General features: G+C 34.1%; 24 protein-coding genes and 5 pseudogenes. 8 read left to right on the forward strand and 21 right to left on the reverse strand.

Features of this window, described 5'->3' with window-relative positions; genetic code table 11:
- Positions 1-182: 182 nt before the first annotated feature.
- Positions 183-490: pseudogene (locus AC1DMU_RS24930) on the forward strand (hypothetical protein).
- 197 nt (positions 491-687) lie between these two features.
- Here the strand turns inward: AC1DMU_RS24930 and AC1DMU_RS24935 are convergent.
- The 10 genes and pseudogenes from AC1DMU_RS24935 to AC1DMU_RS24980 all read right to left on the reverse strand — a co-directional run bounded on the left by AC1DMU_RS24935 (position 688) and on the right by AC1DMU_RS24980 (position 5,435).
- On the reverse strand, positions 688-963 hold the full coding sequence (locus AC1DMU_RS24935; RefSeq protein WP_088064967.1) for a barstar family protein: 276 nt from the start codon (positions 961-963) through the stop codon (positions 688-690).
- A gap of 20 nt (positions 964-983) precedes the next feature.
- Positions 984-1,205, reverse strand: coding sequence for a ribonuclease domain-containing protein (locus tag AC1DMU_RS24940; protein WP_427325874.1), 222 nt, complete (start codon positions 1,203-1,205; stop codon positions 984-986).
- An 88-nt stretch (positions 1,206-1,293) separates the two neighbouring features.
- Positions 1,294-1,617 carry a hypothetical protein gene (locus AC1DMU_RS24945; RefSeq protein ID WP_088064965.1) on the reverse strand — a complete coding sequence of 108 codons (324 nt, stop codon included), beginning with the start codon at positions 1,615-1,617 and terminating at the stop codon, positions 1,294-1,296.
- A gap of 20 nt (positions 1,618-1,637) precedes the next feature.
- Positions 1,638-1,889, reverse strand: coding sequence for a hypothetical protein (locus tag AC1DMU_RS24950; RefSeq protein ID WP_372471296.1), 252 nt, complete (start codon positions 1,887-1,889; stop codon positions 1,638-1,640).
- 78 nt (positions 1,890-1,967) lie between these two features.
- Positions 1,968-2,366, reverse strand: a pseudogene (locus AC1DMU_RS24955) (pre-toxin TG domain-containing protein); the annotation flags it as partial.
- Positions 2,367-2,516: 150 nt separating this feature from the next.
- Positions 2,517-2,837: a hypothetical protein gene (locus AC1DMU_RS24960; protein ID WP_088064964.1), complete on the reverse strand. Its 321-nt coding sequence runs from the start codon at positions 2,835-2,837 to the stop codon at positions 2,517-2,519.
- A gap of 216 nt (positions 2,838-3,053) precedes the next feature.
- On the reverse strand, positions 3,054-3,254 hold the full coding sequence (locus AC1DMU_RS24965) for a cold-shock protein (RefSeq protein ID WP_065228895.1): 201 nt from the start codon (positions 3,252-3,254) through the stop codon (positions 3,054-3,056).
- Positions 3,255-3,677: 423 nt separating this feature from the next.
- Positions 3,678-3,860 (reverse strand): hypothetical protein, encoded by a 183-nt coding sequence (locus tag AC1DMU_RS24970; RefSeq protein WP_088064963.1) that lies wholly within the window; start codon positions 3,858-3,860, stop codon positions 3,678-3,680.
- A gap of 209 nt (positions 3,861-4,069) precedes the next feature.
- Positions 4,070-4,657, reverse strand: a pseudogene (locus tag AC1DMU_RS24975) (DUF3967 domain-containing protein).
- 97 nt (positions 4,658-4,754) lie between these two features.
- On the reverse strand, positions 4,755-5,435 hold the full coding sequence (locus AC1DMU_RS24980; RefSeq protein WP_088064962.1) for an S-layer homology domain-containing protein: 681 nt from the start codon (positions 5,433-5,435) through the stop codon (positions 4,755-4,757).
- 466 nt (positions 5,436-5,901) lie between these two features.
- On the opposite strand from AC1DMU_RS24980, the gene AC1DMU_RS24985 reads away from it, so the two are divergent.
- Together AC1DMU_RS24985 and AC1DMU_RS24990 are read left to right on the forward strand one after the other, a co-directional pair.
- Positions 5,902-7,317, forward strand: coding sequence for a WXG100 family type VII secretion target (locus AC1DMU_RS24985; RefSeq protein WP_476941600.1), 1,416 nt, complete (start codon positions 5,902-5,904; stop codon positions 7,315-7,317).
- Positions 7,318-7,333: 16 nt separating this feature from the next.
- Positions 7,334-7,645 (forward strand): contact-dependent growth inhibition system immunity protein, encoded by a 312-nt coding sequence (locus tag AC1DMU_RS24990; RefSeq protein ID WP_000923399.1) that lies wholly within the window; start codon positions 7,334-7,336, stop codon positions 7,643-7,645.
- A gap of 40 nt (positions 7,646-7,685) precedes the next feature.
- Here AC1DMU_RS24990 and AC1DMU_RS24995 read toward each other — a convergent pair.
- Positions 7,686-8,375, reverse strand: a pseudogene (locus tag AC1DMU_RS24995) (N-acetylmuramoyl-L-alanine amidase); the annotation flags it as partial.
- 125 nt (positions 8,376-8,500) lie between these two features.
- Here AC1DMU_RS24995 and AC1DMU_RS25000 point away from each other — a divergent pair.
- Complete coding sequence (locus AC1DMU_RS25000; RefSeq protein WP_000376554.1) at positions 8,501-8,638, forward strand: DUF3956 domain-containing protein; 138 nt, start codon at positions 8,501-8,503, stop codon at positions 8,636-8,638.
- Between the two features lie 142 nt (positions 8,639-8,780).
- Here the strand turns inward: AC1DMU_RS25000 and AC1DMU_RS25005 are convergent, their stop codons facing one another.
- The 4 genes and pseudogenes from AC1DMU_RS25005 to AC1DMU_RS25020 all read right to left on the reverse strand — a co-directional run bounded on the left by AC1DMU_RS25005 (position 8,781) and on the right by AC1DMU_RS25020 (position 11,633).
- Entirely contained in the window at positions 8,781-8,972 is a 192-nt protein-coding gene (locus AC1DMU_RS25005) for a hypothetical protein (protein WP_476941594.1), read from the reverse strand.
- Positions 8,973-9,414: 442 nt separating this feature from the next.
- On the reverse strand, positions 9,415-9,612 hold the full coding sequence (locus tag AC1DMU_RS25010; protein ID WP_016119215.1) for a hypothetical protein: 198 nt from the start codon (positions 9,610-9,612) through the stop codon (positions 9,415-9,417).
- Between the two features lie 903 nt (positions 9,613-10,515).
- Positions 10,516-10,884: an ArpU family phage packaging/lysis transcriptional regulator gene (locus tag AC1DMU_RS25015; RefSeq protein WP_088064961.1), complete on the reverse strand. Its 369-nt coding sequence runs from the start codon at positions 10,882-10,884 to the stop codon at positions 10,516-10,518.
- A 135-nt stretch (positions 10,885-11,019) separates the two neighbouring features.
- Positions 11,020-11,633, reverse strand: a pseudogene (locus tag AC1DMU_RS25020) (Holliday junction resolvase RecU).
- A gap of 413 nt (positions 11,634-12,046) precedes the next feature.
- Here AC1DMU_RS25020 and AC1DMU_RS25025 point away from each other — a divergent pair.
- On the forward strand, positions 12,047-12,223 hold the full coding sequence (locus AC1DMU_RS25025) for a hypothetical protein (protein ID WP_170962667.1): 177 nt from the start codon (positions 12,047-12,049) through the stop codon (positions 12,221-12,223).
- Between the two features lie 977 nt (positions 12,224-13,200).
- On the opposite strand, the gene AC1DMU_RS25030 is transcribed toward AC1DMU_RS25025, so the two are convergent.
- The 6 genes from AC1DMU_RS25030 to AC1DMU_RS25055 all read right to left on the reverse strand — a co-directional run bounded on the left by AC1DMU_RS25030 (position 13,201) and on the right by AC1DMU_RS25055 (position 16,550).
- Complete coding sequence (locus AC1DMU_RS25030) at positions 13,201-13,446, reverse strand: hypothetical protein (protein ID WP_088064985.1); 246 nt, start codon at positions 13,444-13,446, stop codon at positions 13,201-13,203.
- A 782-nt stretch (positions 13,447-14,228) separates the two neighbouring features.
- Entirely contained in the window at positions 14,229-14,492 is a 264-nt protein-coding gene (locus AC1DMU_RS25035; RefSeq protein ID WP_088064959.1) for a hypothetical protein, read from the reverse strand.
- Complete coding sequence (locus AC1DMU_RS25040; protein WP_141542821.1) at positions 14,489-14,734, reverse strand: helix-turn-helix domain-containing protein; 246 nt, start codon at positions 14,732-14,734, stop codon at positions 14,489-14,491. The genes AC1DMU_RS25035 and AC1DMU_RS25040 overlap by 4 nt, the downstream gene beginning before the upstream one ends.
- Positions 14,691-14,954 (reverse strand): hypothetical protein, encoded by a 264-nt coding sequence (locus tag AC1DMU_RS25045; protein ID WP_088064957.1) that lies wholly within the window; start codon positions 14,952-14,954, stop codon positions 14,691-14,693. Before AC1DMU_RS25045 ends, AC1DMU_RS25040 begins: the two co-directional genes overlap by 44 nt.
- Before the next feature lie 14 nt (positions 14,955-14,968).
- The gene (locus AC1DMU_RS25050) at positions 14,969-15,727 is read right to left on the reverse strand and encodes an ATP-binding protein (protein ID WP_476941601.1); all 759 of its coding nucleotides are present in this window, start codon (positions 15,725-15,727) and stop codon (positions 14,969-14,971) included.
- A complete protein-coding gene (locus AC1DMU_RS25055; RefSeq protein ID WP_372471293.1) occupies positions 15,711-16,550 on the reverse strand; it encodes a phage replisome organizer N-terminal domain-containing protein in 840 nt (279 codons plus the stop codon). The genes AC1DMU_RS25050 and AC1DMU_RS25055 overlap by 17 nt, the downstream gene beginning before the upstream one ends.
- 164 nt (positions 16,551-16,714) lie before the next feature.
- On the opposite strand from AC1DMU_RS25055, the gene AC1DMU_RS25060 reads away from it, so the two are divergent.
- The 3 genes from AC1DMU_RS25060 to AC1DMU_RS25070 all read left to right on the forward strand — a co-directional run bounded on the left by AC1DMU_RS25060 (position 16,715) and on the right by AC1DMU_RS25070 (position 18,704).
- Positions 16,715-16,990 carry a hypothetical protein gene (locus AC1DMU_RS25060; RefSeq protein WP_252196089.1) on the forward strand — a complete coding sequence of 92 codons (276 nt, stop codon included), beginning with the start codon at positions 16,715-16,717 and terminating at the stop codon, positions 16,988-16,990.
- 84 nt (positions 16,991-17,074) lie between these two features.
- Positions 17,075-17,407 carry a hypothetical protein gene (locus AC1DMU_RS25065; RefSeq protein ID WP_252196090.1) on the forward strand — a complete coding sequence of 111 codons (333 nt, stop codon included), beginning with the start codon at positions 17,075-17,077 and terminating at the stop codon, positions 17,405-17,407.
- A 406-nt stretch (positions 17,408-17,813) separates the two neighbouring features.
- Positions 17,814-18,704 (forward strand): helix-turn-helix domain-containing protein, encoded by an 891-nt coding sequence (locus AC1DMU_RS25070; RefSeq protein ID WP_088064955.1) that lies wholly within the window; start codon positions 17,814-17,816, stop codon positions 18,702-18,704.
- The last annotated feature ends 342 nt before the right edge of the window (positions 18,705-19,046 follow it).

Here is a 19,046-nt window from a genome sequence, read left to right on the forward strand (position 1 = left end):
TGTAAATCTATACTTGTTTTGTGTATTATATAGCGGAAGAGTAAGGTAAGAGTTACTCTTTGCCCTTTCTTCGTAAAAGGATTATTTTGTTAAAAAATTCATTTCAATTTATAATCGCTATCTTTTTCTTTAATTTTCCAGTAAAATCAAATGTAAATATTTTAATTACATAGGAGAAAGCAATGAAACATAACATTAATCTATGGTCCTTTATTTTTTCTTTTATTTGCATTGGTTTATTCCTCTTATATCTTGAAATTGGTTCGATAGCCTCATCTGAAACGAAATTGTTTATTATGAATTCGCAACCTATTCATCCTTTATTTTTTTACTAGTTTTAACAATAGGAACTTTTTTTGCTGGTATGAAAGGATTTTCTAAAATAGATAATTGGGTTGCTATGCTTAGAAGCATAGCGACAGTTCTACTAACACTTTTATTATCAGTGTTTTTAACACTAACTTTGATCATTGGCTATGCATTGAGTTAAACGTCATTCCTTGCTAATAAAACTAAATATTCCGTCAATACTATATATGACATTAGATTTTCTCCTTGTTCCCCCTTGGAGAACCGAGCAGATTCGAGGTATGAGGGGCCACTATGAAAGAAAATCTAATTGATAAAATAAAACCCGTAGAAATTAAATATTTCCACGGGTTTTATTTTTACCTAAGATCCTTTAAATTATTTTACAACAATATAGAAATTACCTGGCATTTCATTTTGTGCATCCTGAAATATTTTTAAAATTAAATCCGCATAAGGTCCTAACATTTTTTGAGTACTCTCGAAAAATTCCCATTCTATTGTTATAGGAAGACCTATAAATCCAGTTAAACAGTCCCACAAAGCATCTGCATTTTCCCCATAAAAACTAGGGAAATCTAATTGTTTTTTTAATGTTTGGTGCAATACTTCTTTACTAGTGAATTTTCTTCCATCCAATTTTACTATTTCCATAAATTTAATCCCTCTATTTCCTATTTTACTTCTGTAAACGTTTTATAATGATCAGAAGTTTTATACAATAATCCATCACTGGAATAAATAATTCTATCATTTCCTCGATACCCTGATATATAATTTATATTCGCTTCATACCAAGTCCTATTTGGAGCACTTGGTAATAAAACTTCATTATTACGGTAAATATAACTTAATATGCAGACGAATGAGTTAGAAGAAGTTTGGTTATGCCTCACTTTTTTATATCATGTTCAGGGTATGTAAGGTGTTCTAGGTCTTAAACATAAAATAAAAAGGATCAAGAAAATGACCCTTTTTATTATTTTAAAACTTAGTCTGTAATGAAAAATTTGGTTTAAAAGCAACTTGTAATAGTTGTTTTTCACTTTCATCGTAAACTTTCAAAGTATTTTCCCAAGCTTTTATTTTATTTACATTAACCACTACAATATCGTAAATAAGTGATTTTAAGTTCTCATGCGTCAATTCAAGGCTTACATAGTTTTCATAAACAGATATAAATAATTCCAAGGTATATCCTAACGTATCTGTCGATTTGTAACTATATATACTTGCATCAGCATCTATAACCTTAGGTTCATTGCAGAAAATCTCTAATAATTCCAATTCATCATAAATAATTCCCATCGCGATGGCTCCTTTTATCCTTAATAAGGGACAACGGTTACTACATCACCTTTACCATTAGTAATGACTCTAGCGTCACGTCCAGTATATTCCCATGAATCAGGTTTATTTCCAGCTTTTTTTGTCCCATTTTTGATTATATCCTCTACTACAGAAGGTGTAATACCTCTAGGATCCACAAATTCTTTAAATTTCTGTGTACCAGGTACAAGCCCTCTACTTTTCGCGCGCGCCTCTAATTCAGCGCGTACTTGGATTGTATCGGGAGCCATTCTTTATAAAGCATGCTCAGAATATTTACGACCATTGATGACCCCTCCACCTCTTGGCATACTCCATCCGATACCTGAAGTACCTTGTGTTGCTTTTTCAAGATTTTTCGCTTTCTTTTCTAGGTCACCAATCTTTCCAACAACTTTACCAACAACTCGTGTTGTACCACCAGATACGGCAGCCAGTGTACCCCACGCATAATCTTCTGGACCGTATTTTTGACCTGTTACTAAGTCTTCACCTTTGATGAGTTGTCCAATTTCTTTTCCTGTACCAATTATAGGCGTAATACCCAATATGAAAGATAAATCTCCATCATTCTTACGATCATATACTCTAGATGGATCAGCACCTAAATCACGTAGTGCATTACTCAAGTCAATATTTCCAATGTTTTTGGATGCTGCAGGTACATCAATTTTATAACTCGCAATTTTATTAGCAGAGTCCATAATGTTATTGGCAGCATCTAATCCAGACATAATATCTGTATGTATTGTTGGAAATGCTTGTTGGGCTTCTGCAACATGCGTTGAGACACTATTAATTAGTCCATCAGCCATTACTGCTTGTTTATGAAGTGATGCCCCAGCCTTCTGTACAGAATCACCAAATTTAAGGAAACTTTAATTTACAACACGTAAATCAGAAGCCATTTGTTTATATTCAGGTAATCTGCTTTTAAACCCTTCATGCATAGCTGTAACTTTCTGTCCATAGTCGCGAACACCGACTGCAAATTTTTCTATTTCACCTTTTGGTAATGTGCCAACCCATTTTTCCGCTGGTTCGATAAACACCTTATTAATTGAGAGCGAGTAAGCTGTTGTCATATCCACAAACATTATCATGGCATCTGTTCCTGCTTCTGCAGTATCTACAAACCACTCCAACATTTGCTTTTTATAGGCTGTCATACTATTTTTATAATTCGTTAAATCATTCACAACGTTAGCTTTATCCTGCTGTACTAAATATTTACCTTCTTGAATTTATTGAATAATATTATCTGAACCCTGATTCGCTTTATCGATAATCATAACACTATCTTTTAGTAGCATTAATTTATGGATTTTCCCAAAATTCCCTTAAAAAAGTTGTATTCGGAATATTGTAACTAAATCAAAAAAAGACCCTACAAGAGGGTCTTTCATCAGCTAATATTAAGCTTTTTGAACATTAGTAGCTTGTAGGCCACGTTGTCCTTTTTCTACTTCAAACGTTACACTTTGTCCTTCGTCTAAAGATTTGTAACCGTCGATTTGGATAGCTGAGAAATGTACGAATACGTCTTCTCCACCTTCACGCTCGATGAATCCAAAACCTTTGTCTGCATTAAACCATTTTACTTTACCTTGTTCCATAATTGTTGCCTCCTAGTGTGGATATCCACACATATTGTTACTACCCTTGCTCAAATACCTTAGACGAAAAACAAAATTTATTCTTAATCTCAAACCGAACAAAAATAGGTCTTTCTTAAATTAACATACTTTCTAAAAAATAGCAAATTTCAAAAATAAATCCTTATAGTAATTAACCACTAATAGTGGTTGCTGGAGAAAAAGTCACTATGATAGTCATCACAGCAAGAAGTTGCCAAAGGATCTCGACAATATCATTGATTTGATTTTTTTCAGACATTCAACAATTGATAAAATTAGCTATTTTCGAGTTAAATTTTACTTCTGATAACGAAAGTTATGTAAATAAGCTAATTTTTAATATTAGAGCAAACTCCTCCCCGAATGGAGAGGAGTTTGCTTTTTTCAACAATGCAAAAACAATTAAAATGCTTGTTTCTTATACTCACTAATGTACCTGAACAATAAAGTTGTCCCTGCTATATTAGACAGAATGCTGACTCCTAACATTACAGCCCATGCAATATTCTGAACTTTCATTGTCAAAGTTAACATGAGAAAGCACATGCCAACCGCAACAAACAAGAAACCTAAAAGTTTATTCATAATTTTACACCTCCCCTTTTTGTATTTTAACATTATAATGAAACGATATGTTATGTAATTTTGGGTATATATGGTATTCATGTTAAATTGACATAACGTCTCATTATTGATAGCAAGAAAGGGGGATCCCTACTCTCATAAGGGATCCCCCTTTCTTTTTCTATAACTCTATTTTTATACGTTCCTACCGGCGGTGCATCCTCCTGCCCTCACCAGAGTTTCCACCACGGCTTCTTCTCTTTCGCTGCAGCAACCTCATCCCGAAATTCTTGCATCATTCTCTTCGTTTCCTGCATCTCACGCAGTGTCTTCATAAGTGTCTCATCTCTTGCTTCCAATCGTTTTTCCACCCGCTCATTATGCGCTTCTACGCTCGCTTTAATTTCTTCATTACTCTGCTTCGCCCGGTCACTTAATCGCTTCTCCATTGCCAACATACCCTGTTTCATTTCTTGTGCCATAACGCCATACTGTTGCTGGAGTTGTTCTTGAATATGGAATGGGATTAGGTCTGTTTCCTTTGGCTCTTCTTTAATCAAATCTGGATTAACCTTTTCTATTTGCTGCGCAATCATCTTCGCTGCCTTCTCTAGCGTCATACCGTCATGCTTGCTCAGATCAATTAATTTCTCAATCACCATAATGTCACTGTCTGTGTATTAACGTCTACCACGATTATCCTTCTTTACTGCGAATCCTTCACGTGATAATACTTCCATGTACTTTCTAAGGGTGCTATCGGATATTCCTAGTCGTTTGTATACTTCACTAGCAGAATAAACAATTCCGTCCGTCATAACGTCACAACACCTCCTAGTGACAGTATTCCATGATGTTTTATAAATTCCTGCAAATAAAAAAACCGACTCATAAGAGTCAGTCTTTTAATTATTTTTACTTAGCGTTATCTCGTAGTTCTTTGATGGACACTGGAATAGCTCTATATAGGAATACCGCTAATTGTTCACGCGTTACTGTACCGTCTGGATTAAAGTTATTGTTACCTACACCACCAGTAATACCATTACTATATAAAATTTCTACGGCTTCATTGGCCCAGTGTCCTTGTGTATCGTTAAATTGATGATCAAACTTCTTGTTTAACCAAAAAGCGTTTTTGAAAGTTTGAGCAAGTTCTGCTCGAGTTACGATTCTTTTTGGGTTAAAATGGCCATCAAATTCGTAAAGGAAAATTCCACTTTTATATCCTGCTGCAATTTCCTTTTTAAACATTGAATCATTTATATCATTGAAAGGAAGCGGCTGTGACATATCATAATCGGGAATTTCCACCGTTCTATATAAGAATGCCGCTAATTCTTCACGCGTTATTTTTTCTACAGATCCAAAATAACCATTGTGGTATCCCAACATTATATTGTGGTCAACCATGTAGTTAATTTCATTATATGCCCAATGCCAATCGGGCACATCTATAAATTTACTAGTTTGAGCGCTCGCTGCTTGTATTCCCTGATTTGTGATAGTGCCCGATGTTTCAGCCATAGAGTTATTCGCAAAAAAAGTTGTACCGAATACTGCTGCACATACACCTGAAATTAATAATTTTTTCATTGCTATTCTCTCCCCTTTATTTTAAACGTCAATAATATAATTCCAACAATCATTATATAACTATTTTAGGATTAGTAAAAGAAGGAATTTTTTTATTTTTATTCCAATAATAAACCCATTAATAGAATTAAATAGCTTTAGCGATTTCAACAAGCAACCTCATAAATAACGGAATCATTTGGACTACAATATAACCAATCCCCGCACGACTGATTAGCGAGAATCCCCGTTCCTGGCTGCCTACCATAATGAACAAGCCGCATAACGCTACAACGGATGCATTTTATAATAATATGACGTTGAAATTTATCGATATTATTGGTGTAAAACAAAAAAATCATCTAATAGGGCGGATTCTCTTTATTTCGCATAATTATTATTATACTAATCTAAAGTTTCTATATTTACATTTTTTTCTTTCGTCTCATAATTTTAATTGGGGAAAGGGAGGGGAAAAATGGTTTAAATCAAAGTAACACCTGAAGTACTAGAAGACGTCGCTAATCGTGCAAATAATACCAGAATCGCATTAGAATCTATACATAATAATCTATGTAATGAAATAGATCGTTTATGTTTTCAATGGATTGGTGCCTCTAATCAACAATTCGTTCAAATTTTCAACGATGCGAGACCAAAAGCTTTTACATCTATCAATTCGATTATAAAAGTGGAAGAGGATTTGAAACGAATTGCCGAAAAATTCCGTACCGCAGATGCTTCATATGACGAAAATCTTGAAGATGGAGCATTGTGTGGTCCGTTAAATAGTGAGAAAAATGATGGATCTTTACGTGATAAAGTTTGGCATGGCCTCAAAGAAACTTATAAGGATCTTAGTAAAGTAAAAAATTCCGATGAGTCTTTATATGATAAATTTAAACATGGTATCGATACAGCTTATAAAGATGTGAATAAAATAAAAGACACTATAGATGATGAAATCGAATCTGCTTTTGAAAAAGCTGGATTAGGTGTCCCCTATCACTTAAAAAAGGGAATGGGCGACGCTATAGGTGATGAATTATTAGGACTTGCAGATGCAGTTATCCATCCAATTGACACATTTAATAACAAGATTGAAGCCGTTTCTCACCCAGTCGAGACGTTCAATGCGATAAAACAAACAATTTCTGATTCTTGGAATCGTGATGTTACTAATGGTGACTCGTATAGTGGTGCAGAATGGTATGGAAGCGCGGCTGGTCATACTATATTGGCTGTTGGACAACTATTCGTAGGAACAAAAGGCGTGGATAAAATTGCAATGTTGAACCCTGGCACAAAATTAGCTGAGATTTCACGAACTGCTAATCAAAGCTTGCAAGACGCTGCATCCTTATTCAATCGTAATCACAATGAGTTTGCTTTAGCTGGTGGAAATAATATACGCTCTGTATTTGATACACCTGATTTTAGACAAGCTGAAGAAAAGCTATCGACCCATCAGTTTGCTAAAGGAGAAAATACCACTACTGTGAAACCCAGTGATAGCAGTTCACTTACTCCAGGAGGCGGACTAGCTGCACATGAAGCTAGAGGTGGGCATTTACTTGAACGACATGTAGGAAAAACGGATGAAGAACTATTACAAAGAATACAAAGTGATCCTAGAATAGCAGGTGCATCTACTTTTACTGATAGGGCATCAGCTGAAAAAATAGTGGCTACCGTCTTGAATAACCCTCGTAATCAAGCACGCATTCAAAGTTGGTTAAATAGTCCAAGAGACAATAATTTAATTTTACGTTATCATGGTACTGAAATAATTGGACGAGGTGTAATAAGAGGTTCTATAACAGTTGAAGATATGTCAAATGCAAAAATTGTACTTAAGAAGGATAGAAATGGAAGTTTTATTTTAACTGGATATCCATCTTGATAATAGGAGGAAGATTATGTTATTAGAAGACAATTTCGATAATCTCGAAGATGATGAGGTATTTCAATTTCTAGCAGGTACTTTTCACCAAGATACTTTCTATGAAGAAGCGCTCCAAGAATTACTAGAAGAGGTATCAAAAGAGTATTTGCAAGATGCTGTTATTTTTCTAACTGAATTTATTCAAAGCGATTATAGTAATACAGAAAAAAATGAATACATACGGTATTCTGCAGATGGAATATATTTTGATGGGTTAGAAGTAACACCATTAGAATGGCTGGAACAAACAGTTAAAACGATAAAACAAGCATTAAAAAATAATTAGTAAAAATTGACCGCCCGTAATAGGCGGTCTTTTGTTCATATTACTTCACATACACATAGGCTTCATTTGCTGTTACATAGTATGTTTTCCCTTTGCTATTGTGTACTTTAAATTGTAGGGATCCATTGACGTTTATTTTTGTATCAATTGTGAAACCTAATCCTGCATCTACAGAACCCGCAACATCTTTATCCTGCCAAGATGGAGCATCGTAGAATCGTAGATTGTTAACCTTTGAAACAACACGCTTCCCTACAATAGAAGAATTCACTGTGCTTTTCTTACTAAATTTCACATAAGATGGATCATTTTTAATCCATTGCTCACCGCCAAAATTTAACCAACCATCCTTTTCAGCCCATACAACATAAGCTTCTGGTTTGTTTAACTGACGAACCTTAGAATAGCTTGTACCAGGTCCTTTACGTAAGTTAACATTGTAACCTTCAATATACGCGATTCCGTCTGTTACAACTGTTGGAACTTCTGCTGGTTTAGATGGCTTTTCAGGTACAGAAATATCCACATTAGAATTATTGTATGCTCGTTGTACGTCTGCTCTAAATTGAGCTTCTGAAACGCCATGAGACTTTAAGTAATTAAGTGGATCTTCATGACCTGTACCACCCAGATATTTCGTCACATCGTAGTGAGTCCATAATCCTTTTTCTACTGACAATCCACGATCACGAAGGATTTTAGCCAATAACTTAACATATTTATCATAGCTGAAACCATCCATTGTTTTGTTTAAATAGGTTAATCTATCAATTATATTAAATCAATTAATTCGACTATTACATATTAACGTTTAATGCATATACTATAGTAGATTGCTAGAAAGGAGGCGTAACCATGGATAGTTGCGTTGTGTTTGTAAATGGACAACCTTTTTTAGTTCTCTCAGTAGCTGGTATTGAAATTGCTAGATTGGAGATTTCTCTTCAAGTAGCATTAGCTCTTAGAGTACTTGGAATACCAATCTGCGATTAATTACCAAATCTAAAAAAGAGAGCATTAGCTCTCTTTTTTATTTCTCCTTTATCTTTCCTTAACAACAAACAAGACGCCACCCAGATTGCGGTAGCGCCTACGATAATTCCTATACACTTAATCAAAATCATATTTCCTCACATTATTTATTTCTTTGGTTCCATACCCCATTCTCTTTACGATAAGTATTCTTGCCATTCATGAAGTCAGCTGTATTACCAGGAATGCTATATTTCTTATTCTTTTTCTTAGCCTTCTTCTTCAGCCTTTTCTCTTCTTGAATAGCTTGCAGATCCGCCTTCCATTGTTTCAACAAATCCTTTTCACGCCGCATCGAATTAGTACCCCTTGGATTAAAATGTGAACCAACTAATTAGATTCTACCTATTTATATAGATATCCTTTAACCCAAATGTCCATTTTGTTCAATAAAAAAAGAACACTATAAAGTGCCCTAAGCTTCTGAGTATTAAATATACGACAATGCCCAGCCCGTTCTAATGGCGCAACATAAAAGAGCTTTATAGCGGAATATATATAGCTCTCGGAAAAGGAATAAGTTGGTTGGCATTGACTCGATATTGTATGTTTGGGAATTCCTTATGTGCAATAAAAAAAAGAGCCCTAAAAGGTGCTCGTCCGATACGATTATAAAGAATGAATACGTCGTGTTCAGTTATTAGTATATGCTTGTCTCATTCAAAGTTTTACTGGTTTAATGTGTAATTTCTATCTAACAAAGAAAAAAGCACCCGTTATGGATGCTTTTTTTGTATTTAATCCTTCTTCTCCTTTACCACCAAAGAGAATACATTGTCCAAATTAACCATACGATCTCCAAATCTGAAGAATCTTGCTTCTCTTGCTTGTATAGAATTTTCTATAGCAGCAACTGTTACTGTCTTTTTATGCTCAATTTCAAATTCGTGTTGTTTACCATCGACTGCTTCTATACTTATTATAAATTTTTTCATTTACTTATCCCCCGCCTCTCCCAATCTATCTATTCGACAGAAAAGAAGAATATCCTACAAAACAAAAAGCCATCACCGAAAGGTGACAGCTCCTAAAGGGGAAGAGAGAAAACAAATGGCAAAGTTTCTCTTAGATCAAGGCTGAGTACTCGCAACCTTCTCCAAGCCACCGCATCATGTAATTTTTTAGCTCTTATTAGCTACGCACTTTACGTTCGGTGACTGGGAGAAGACTAAGAATAGTCCTCCCTATGAGAATTTGTCGTCCTGGTCAATACATCGGTTGTCGCTGACCTTAGCTGACCGTTGCCAAATTATAAAGGATTTATATCAAGACGTATGTGTTTCTTCCGACGCCTTGTTTGAACCAATACACTAAGGGGACGGAAAGGGAATATTTCCGCTGTATTGGCTCAAACAAAGAGTGGAACTCTTTGCCCTTGTTTTGGTCATTAATAAGAGTCGTGAATAATTACTAATGCACCAGATCACGTATACTGTTTTAGATTTTTAGAATGCAAGTGTCACTCAATCATGAGCAACCACCCCCATTCCATTTTCAAGACCGACATACTAAAGAGTAATAGACTTATATTTATTATCAACCCAGAGGACGCGTTCCGAGCTGATTGATAAATACAAATTAGAAACAGCATGACGAATGCGAGTTATCTCACACCCACCACACTGGAATATGTCATTATTAATCATTTAAGGGAATCTTACCACCCTTATGGCGAGATTCTTACCGCCCATGCCCACCCTGCCGCGGTATACGTTAAGGTGTACTAATCCTCTTCGATATGCGGTTGTCAAAGGGCTTGTACATATAATTTACCGTTATTTTCATTTGCAAAAACTCCCCAAAAAATATGCTATTTCTCTACTTTTTCTCTGCCATTTTCAAATGATTCCTAATGTAGTAGCGATCAGTTTAATTGCACTCTTCTTCTTCTCACAAAAGTATGAGTTTTTCATCATCAATTCGTTTTGTACGAATGAATCTTTAACTGGTTTGTTGTCTAAGAACTTCATAGTGATGATGTTTCTTTCATCCGCATCTAAGATATGTTCTAAAGTCTTCTCTATTTGTTTCACCTTTAATTCGCTTACTCTTCTTGAATTTCGTATCTCTGGAAACAGACTGATCCCTTCTTGTTCCACTTCATTATTGAATCGCATCTTTAATGCACGGTATTCCTTTAAGATGCTGACTACTTCCTTTTGCACTTTCTTGTCATCGATTGCTGGTAATAAAGTTAATTGTTCCATGAGGGAATCTCCCTATTTCGAATTTTGGTTTTTACATTCACATTAGGTACGTGAAATTTTACTATCTCTTTGTTGAATAAGAGAAACATGCATAGCGAGTATCCCCACCATCCCCCTGCATAGTTCCGTTATCCATTAAGCAATTAATAATTTACGTTTCTTCTTTGCCATCTTCTCTTTTGCTACTTCAATGTTATTTGCTACCTTCTTATGGTCCTGATCAAATTGAATCATGCCGTCAAACATAACTGGAGTTACTGCTTCGTCTACATATTGTAAGTAATCCACTGGCGCTCGTTCCGTCTGTTCTACTAAGTACCCATAAATATCAAAGTCCGCCCTCGGTATAGACTTCTTACCCCTAGGTTGATGAGACATCCTTACATAAGATTGAATGACTGATAGTGGTACAACGAATATCGACTTATCCTTACTAAATTCAATAAGGAAGAAACAAATCACTCCCATCTGCTCTGCTTTCTCCAGGTAATCCAACTGATGCTGCGCAATATTCTTTAAATCAAATCGTGTAGCATTCTCTGTAGACTTCGCTTCAAATGCTATAGCTCGTCCCTTATACACACCGTCATAGTCTACTGTACTTTTAGCTTCATAGAATCCATTTAGTACACAGCCACCTTTACAGGAGTCGGACGCTTGTTTATAAGCGCCACTCCCCCTCTTTGATACATTTCATTAGTTAGATTGATAAGCTTTTCAAAAGCTATACCACGGTTTCCTTGTCCCATTGTTATTCCTCACTTTCTACTTTAATTGAATATGCAATATTTCATATTTTTTTATTATAATATTCCTTTATTAATCATCACTTTCTATCAAACCATTAATATTCATTGATAAATCAACATTTGTAATTTAATTCCTGATGTTTAATCCTGCTGGAAAACACTTAATTTATATATATAAATAATTGTATTGGAATTTCTTGTTCTACACATCTATACGTATTTTATGTATTATATAGCAGAAGAGTAAGGTAAGAGTTACTCTTTGCCATTTTAGGAAAGGTCCTGTTGGAGACAACGGGGCCTTTTTTCGTAAAAGGATTATTTTGTTTGAATTCTCATAAAACACTTTTTAAATTCCTCAACATTGGAAATAGCTATATAATAAAAAAGATTAAATGTTAGGAGTGCTATAAATGTCTGATATGATTAAACTCTGTATTGTAATAGCCGTTGCCTTATTTTTAATGTTTTCGATAATATCAGAGTTTAAGAAACCTCAAAAAGATATGTTTTGGTTCTCAATTGACGTAATGTTTCTCCTTGCAGCTTTTTTACTAATAAAAGACTATATCGTCAAACATTTAACGTAATCGACTGAATAAAACTCAATATTCCGTCAATAATATAGATAGGCGATAGCCAGAACTCATTTAATGAAGTACCTAGCCTTTCTCCTTTCCCCCTGTTGAAGAACCGGCCGAGCAGTTAGTTTTTGCTAGCTGCTCTTTTATTTATGAAAAAATATAAAATTATTTATAATGATTCTTCTTTATTTCTCAATATAAAGAGCCTTGGATTTCTTTTAACAATCTTGTAGTATATGAACAAAGAGTAAGGTAAGAGTTACTCTTTGCCATTTTAGGAAAGGTCCTGTTGGAGACAACAGGTCCTTTTTACATATAGAGATAGTTTTGTTTAATTTTTCACCATTAACCGCAAAAATATCTTATAATCGTTATATACTAAATTAATTAATGGATTAGGAGTAGATTAAATGCCAGTTACACTAGAACTTATTCTTTTCATTCTTCTAGCAATTTGTGCTATTGGCTATTTAGTAAAAGAATTTCAAAAAACTAGAAAAAGAATACTTGGAATTTTCCTAGAATTCTTGGTTCTTTTCTGGTCAATATGGAGAATATCGACTATCATAATCTGATTTATAAAACATGAAATCCTTCGAATAAAAATCAATATTATGTCCATAATGTTGATAGGCTGTATGCCAAAATCCATTTAGTTTTCTCTGTATCTCCTTGTATTGAGCAGTTAGCTTTTGCTAGCTGCTCTTTGTTTGTAAAAAAGCACTCAATTGACAAGAAACACATATAATATTCTGTGTTCCTTCCTATATGAAATAAGTTAGTCTTTACAAACGAATGATCTCGTCACGAGAGCACTTTATTAAGTGCTCTTTTCGTATTTCAAATACATACAAAATGAAATTTTTACCATGAAGATAATTATTAAATATTTTACGCTCATACATTATAATGGAATAGTTATTGTATATTGGCAGTAAGAGGAGCGACCTGATTAAGGGCTTCTCTTTTTTTATAAAATAGGATTATTGCAATCTCCCTCTGTATATCTTCTTGATCTGCGTTTCAGTGAATCCCTTGTACACAGCGAACACTTCAGGGAACTGGCTTAAACACATGTCAATAATTGTGTCATCTGTAGTTCTAATAAAGAAGTACTTAACTTCACCCATGTAATCGTTGTGTAGGTAATAACTCCTAATCTCGTAATGGCAGCCATTAGCTTCCAAGACTTCATACAGCTTGATCTTTGTTTCATCTATATCAAATATCGATAACTGCCCTTCGTTTTCTCTTACATTCTGAAACTGTAATTTTTGTTCTTCATCTAATTCAAATTTCACTTTTGCTTCTACAACCATCATTCATTCCCCTCAGCTATGAAAATAGCGTTTTTGTTTAAGATAATAGCTCTAGATTAATTGGACATATTTACCGATTTATTCACCACTAAATCCATGTTAAAATCTCTTGTGAGTACGACATAGCTCAATTTTATGAAGCCCAGTAACATTTTCTGCGGGGCTTCTTTTTTTCAACAAGCCCTTAGTTAACTGTGCTGACTACCTTGATTTACAAAATCTCTTTTTTAATACATTTATGAAACATTCACGTGCTATCTTCATTATGCCCTTAATATTATATACACTTAATATACGAATATATGTTATAATTCCTTTGTGAAACATCATGTGTTTCAAATACAACATTTTCTTGATGACCTCTTATCTTTCCGTAAGAGGTCTTTTTTTCAAATAACTATTTTGTTTAAATTTACCTTAATTCACATTAAGTTTTCTTAACATTCGAATTAATGACTGTATAATATAATTAAACTATTTGTATGAGAGGTGATTATTATGAACTGGAAACAAAAATACAATCCAAAGTATCTCTTTTACTGCATGTATAGCTATATTTATAAAGCCCTTGATGATATATCATGGTCCTTAAAATAATTGAGATTGTTATGAGTACACATTTGCTGTGTGCTCTTTCCACAGTTCCAAAAACGATCCTTAACTTTGTTTTACATGTCATAGCGCTATGCCTCCTAATCCAAATTCATGATTTCCTCTAAAGTTCTATCCGAAATATAAGTATTAATGATTTGTATCCTTTCGTATTTCTTTTTAGCCATTTCTATAGCCTCGCTCTCGGACTTTGCCTCAAACCAACGAAGCTTCCACTTTTCGTCTTTGTCGTAAAACTCTACTGAGTACGTCATAACGCTATTACGCTTCAAAAATTTGTCCACGGTACTTGTTGCTGTGTAATTGAAACTTCTCACAACATCCTCTAGTGTTAGTTGTTTCATGCCCCCAGCCCCATCGGACGCGATTTAATGATATTTTTATCTGCCTGATCCATAATCAAGGCGGTAATTTCTAATTGATGTCTTCCCAACTCTTTTGCAATTTCAAGGATTCCTTTGCCTTCCTTCCACATTTCTTGCAATCGAATCACTTCGATCTCATCAAATACCAGGTCCCACTCTTCTAAAGCGATATACAAGTTACGACGCGATTTCTTCATGTACTTCCTCTGCTGCAACGCCATCATATAATTTTCCTTTTCCAAATCCGTTCCAAGTCTTGGCATCCCAATTCCCCTCCAGTTGCAATTGATGAATCTCTCTTAACTCCGCCATAACAGCATGACGCTTTCTATCCACTTCTTCAGGACTGCGATTCCCCGCTTCGCAAATACATGGTCCAAACTGATACATACCCATTCCAATGCTGTTATGAATTACTCCCGTTCCGTTACACGCACACATCTCAAATCCCCCTTTTAAAATGGCAATGCTTTTCTTCTGTAATCCTTTGTATCTTTGAAAACTAGCGCCCTGAATTTATTGAAGATACGTGATACAATCCGTTCATCGTATGCGCCCTCTAAACGCTCTCCTGTAAGGTTTGTCGTAAAGATAGTGGATTTATCTTGCCTTCCATCGAAAACATCGAATAATACCCTGTTAATGAAGTTTGTTGCTTTTGTATTGGCATCTAACGCGCCTAATTCTGCTCCCAAATCATCGACTATCAATACTTCTGCTCTTACTAAACTTCGTATAATTGCATCCTCAGTTAATGTAGAATCTTTATTGAATGTACTTTTAATCTTCCGTAGCAATTCACCAACTGTGACGAAGACAAATGACTTACCTGCTCCAGCAAGCTGATCCGCTATAGCGTAAGCAAGATGTGTTTTCCCTGCTCCGCAATTCCCGGCCATAATCGTGTTAAACACTTTCCCGTTGAGATAATCAGTTGCGATTACCGTTGAGAGTTCAAGGTTCTTTGCTCCTTCATCTCTAGTAGGTTGGTAATTATCAAAATTAGCTTTCTTGATGTTGCTATCAGCGATCATACTTTGTTGGTGGAACATGAATTTCTTCTCATTCGCCTTATCTGCATCGTATTTCGCTTGTTCCTGTTGCTGAAGCTTCCTACTATCGTTTTCAAGGAAACAGCGAGGGCAAACAACTTGTCCACCGAACTTCATCTTATTCATGCCATGCGTATCACACACATCAGAATCCATAGTCATATTCACCTTTTTTGCTATATCGGTTGGTATTGCTGCCGCTGCTCTCTGCATTGCTTTTCGTTCCTTTTTTAGAATTCATTTGGATTGTTAACTGGTCGAACTTTTCACGTAGCTTTTTAGGAGATAAAATGTTTCCTTGCCAGAATGGATCAGCTTGGCACCAATCAATAACATCCTTAATCTCTTGTAATTCACGGTTATCCTTTTCGCGCATTAATCTAAAGTCGTTAGCCCAAGAATCGAAGTTAGGTTCTTTTTGTTTAGGGGTATTACCCTTAATTTTTTCAAATAGATAATTAGCCCCGTTGGTGTCGCAGGTTTCAAACTTGTGACGGGAATGCTTTTCTTTCTTCTTTTTATCTTTTTCTTTATCTATATCTAATTCTTTATCTTCTTCTATATCTGTTGCGTCACGTGACGTCACGCAAGCGTCACTTTCTTCACCCTTATCTCCCAGTGCTAATTGCTGTTGTTTCTTGCGTTCGCGGTACTTTTTGTTTCGTTCTGCATTCAATTGTTTTACGCGTTCTAATCCATCAATGTTCTGATGCTTCTCCCAGTTCGAGATGCATATGTACTGATCATCTGTTACATCAATCATTCCGAACTGTTTAAATGTTTGTAGTGCCAGTCTTACAGTTGCTATCGGTCTATTAAAAAGTGTAGAAAGCATTTCTTCTGTAAAAGGAATGTTTTCACTCAAGAAAATGTAACCATTGGCATTCGTTCTACCTGCTTGAGACAACAATTTAATCCAAATAATTAGTAGTGTATCTGCCTCTGGTAAGCTTTCAATCAACCGAATCTTTTCATCTTCAAACATACTAGATGAAGTAAAAGCGTATGAAGAAAGTTTAAAAAAATAACATTTGAACAAGTTTTCAATACGGATAGCATTAAAATTAAGATGATTTTAGTTGGAGGGAAGCACTCAAAAGAGTGCTTTTAGTTTGTTCTCAGACATAAATAAAATTAGGGGTGATGTGTGTGAAGAAGAGATTTATGGGGATATTATTGGCTGCTATATGTCTTATATTCACAGGTTGTTCAGCGAATATGAAATATGTAGAACATGAAACTAAGGAAAAATTAGAAGATAGTCCGTTAGGCCCATATATTGAAAAAGTCGATTATAAAGCTGATAAAAAGGAAGACGATACCACGCCAGTAAACATCCAAATACATGTAGATGAAAGATTCTCCGACTTATCAACTATGGAAAAATATGAAGTTTTGAACAATACATTTGAAAAGATAATGTGATCTTTTAATTCTGTTTCTTGCGGTGAAAATAATTCATGCCGTTACCAGAAACTCAAAGTATTCTATGACGACGATATATATGTTATGGACATTTTTAACGACATACTTATTATTAATGATTTTGAAAAGTATACAAAAAGCGATTATAAGTCAGATATGAATACAGAAAGAGAAAAGAAAGAAAGAGAGTACGCTAATAAGGATAATACGCTTAATTCAAATAATACATCGCAAAATAACGGACAATATGCAAGTAACGGAATAAGCTATACGGTCATATTCGACTTTATGAAACAACAATATAACATCCTAACAAATAACGATGAAAACTACATACCTGAAGTCCATGATCCTCAGGTTGCTGAAATAGCTGCTAAACGTTTCGGAATTACAGCTAAAGAAGATGGATACTTTTAATTAAAATATAGATTTTGTTCACTTTTACGATACATTTATGAAACATTCGTATGTTACGTTATAAAAGTCCTTTTTTTGAATCATTTTCATTCTGTCAAAAAGCCCTAGTCCCCTCTAGGGCTTTTTACGTTTAAATAAAGAAATGTACCGTATTTCTCAATGCACAACATTACTTAACATGATAAAATAATATTTGGATGGGAGTCCAATACATATTATTAAAATTAAAGTGGTTCAAGTCGGAGGAAGGCACCTTAGAGTGTCTTTTCTTTATGTAGAAAAAAGCCTCTCCATCTTATAGAAACGGTAAGCCCTTAAAAACAATAATTGCAACTAAATTAATTTTACATTACATTAAGATTAGAGAATACTATACTAATAAAGCGCTAAATAGTAGGTGGAGAAAATGGAATTTAACGATTTGGGTATTACCATTAAAGAACTTCGAATTAAAAAAAATATATCTCAATCCGAATTATGTCATGGAATATGTTCACAAAGCCAAATTAGCAAGATCGAAAAAGGTGTGATTTATCCATCTAGCATATTGTTATATCAATTATCTGAAAGACTTGGTGTTGATCCAAATAATATATTTGCACTAACTCAAAATAAAAAATTAAAATATATAGAAAATGTAAAATACGTAATAAAGGATTGCATAAGACAACATCAATATACAGAACTTTATGAAATAGTAACAAAAGAAAAAAACTTAAATAATTTTCAAACAAAAGAAGATAAACAATTTCTACTATGGCATGAAGCAATTGCTATATATCTTGTGAATAACTCAATAAAATCGGCTTTAACTCTTTTAAATAATGCATTAAAACTAACTTTAACAAATATTGATTTTTTATCTGAGAGAGAAATAGATATTATGCAAACAATGGCTATATTTCATGCAGAAAATAAAGAATACAAAAAAAGTATTAATATATTAAGAAGATGTTTAACTAATTTTAACAAGTTAGATTTTCCTAGAGATAGAGAAATTAAATTAAAAATCATTTATAATTTATCAAAATGTTTAAGTTACACATGTCAATACGAAGAGGCACTAAAATACATTGATAAGGGCATCCAATTAGCTATTAATCTAAATACTTTATACTTATTGGGTGAACTATACTATGGAAAAGGTTCAAACTTATTAAAGCTTAAACAATCTAATGACGAAAATGTTGCTAATAACATGAAAACAGCGTTATTTATATTTGAATTAACAAAAAACGAAAATAAATTAAAAATAATTAAAAAAGAATATTTCGAAAAAAAATATAACCACTCATAATTTCGTAAAAACTACTTACAAAGCCCACAGGAAAAATCCCTATAGTTTTTTAAATTAGAACTATATTATTAAAATTAAAGTGGTTCAAGTCGGAGAAAGGCACCTTAGGGTGTCTTTTCTTTGTGTAAATGATGCATGGATACTAAACAAGTTAATATAAAGTTAATACAAATTAAATACAAATTACAATGAGAAAAACACATGACTGTAATGTCATGTGTTTTTCTCATATCTATTCCTACTCACAAAAAATGTACCAGAACAAATACTAGTCATTAACATATATTGAGCTATATCCATAGTAGTTAGATATTCGTAAGAAGTTGGATATCCCAAATATAA

This window comes from Bacillus sp. 01N45 (genome assembly GCF_056399205.1).

What these genes read in the sequence shown, in the direction of transcription:
- AC1DMU_RS24950 (WP_372471296.1), bottom strand. Translation starts at nt 1,889, where the DNA reads ATGGCTCCCGATACAATCCAAGTACGCGCTGAATTAGAGGCGCGCGCG.
- AC1DMU_RS24990 (WP_000923399.1), top strand. Translation starts at nt 7,334, where the DNA reads ATGTTATTAGAAGACAATTTCGATAATCTCGAAGATGATGAGGTATTT.
- AC1DMU_RS24980 (WP_088064962.1), bottom strand. Translation starts at nt 5,435, where the DNA reads ATGAAAAAATTATTAATTTCAGGTGTATGTGCAGCAGTATTCGGTACA.
- AC1DMU_RS25015 (WP_088064961.1), bottom strand. Translation starts at nt 10,884, where the DNA reads ATGGAACAATTAACTTTATTACCAGCAATCGATGACAAGAAAGTGCAA.
- AC1DMU_RS25000 (WP_000376554.1), top strand. Translation starts at nt 8,501, where the DNA reads ATGGATAGTTGCGTTGTGTTTGTAAATGGACAACCTTTTTTAGTTCTC.
- AC1DMU_RS24945 (WP_088064965.1), bottom strand. Translation starts at nt 1,617, where the DNA reads ATGGGAATTATTTATGATGAATTGGAATTATTAGAGATTTTCTGCAAT.
- AC1DMU_RS25025 (WP_170962667.1), top strand. Translation starts at nt 12,047, where the DNA reads ATGTCTGATATGATTAAACTCTGTATTGTAATAGCCGTTGCCTTATTT.
- AC1DMU_RS25045 (WP_088064957.1), bottom strand. Translation starts at nt 14,954, where the DNA reads ATGTGTGCGTGTAACGGAACGGGAGTAATTCATAACAGCATTGGAATG.
- AC1DMU_RS25010 (WP_016119215.1), bottom strand. Translation starts at nt 9,612, where the DNA reads ATGAAAAAATTTATAATAAGTATAGAAGCAGTCGATGGTAAACAACAC.
- AC1DMU_RS24935 (WP_088064967.1), bottom strand. Translation starts at nt 963, where the DNA reads ATGGAAATAGTAAAATTGGATGGAAGAAAATTCACTAGTAAAGAAGTA.
- AC1DMU_RS24970 (WP_088064963.1), bottom strand. Translation starts at nt 3,860, where the DNA reads ATGAATAAACTTTTAGGTTTCTTGTTTGTTGCGGTTGGCATGTGCTTT.
- AC1DMU_RS25050 (WP_476941601.1), bottom strand. Translation starts at nt 15,727, where the DNA reads ATGACTATGGATTCTGATGTGTGTGATACGCATGGCATGAATAAGATG.
- AC1DMU_RS25055 (WP_372471293.1), bottom strand. Translation starts at nt 16,550, where the DNA reads ATGTTTGAAGATGAAAAGATTCGGTTGATTGAAAGCTTACCAGAGGCA.
- AC1DMU_RS25040 (WP_141542821.1), bottom strand. Translation starts at nt 14,734, where the DNA reads ATGGCGTTGCAGCAGAGGAAGTACATGAAGAAATCGCGTCGTAACTTG.
- AC1DMU_RS25065 (WP_252196090.1), top strand. Translation starts at nt 17,075, where the DNA reads ATGGACATTTTTAACGACATACTTATTATTAATGATTTTGAAAAGTAT.
- AC1DMU_RS25035 (WP_088064959.1), bottom strand. Translation starts at nt 14,492, where the DNA reads ATGAAACAACTAACACTAGAGGATGTTGTGAGAAGTTTCAATTACACA.
- AC1DMU_RS25070 (WP_088064955.1), top strand. Translation starts at nt 17,814, where the DNA reads ATGGAATTTAACGATTTGGGTATTACCATTAAAGAACTTCGAATTAAA.
- AC1DMU_RS24965 (WP_065228895.1), bottom strand. Translation starts at nt 3,254, where the DNA reads ATGGAACAAGGTAAAGTAAAATGGTTTAATGCAGACAAAGGTTTTGGA.
- AC1DMU_RS25005 (WP_476941594.1), bottom strand. Translation starts at nt 8,972, where the DNA reads ATGCGGCGTGAAAAGGATTTGTTGAAACAATGGAAGGCGGATCTGCAA.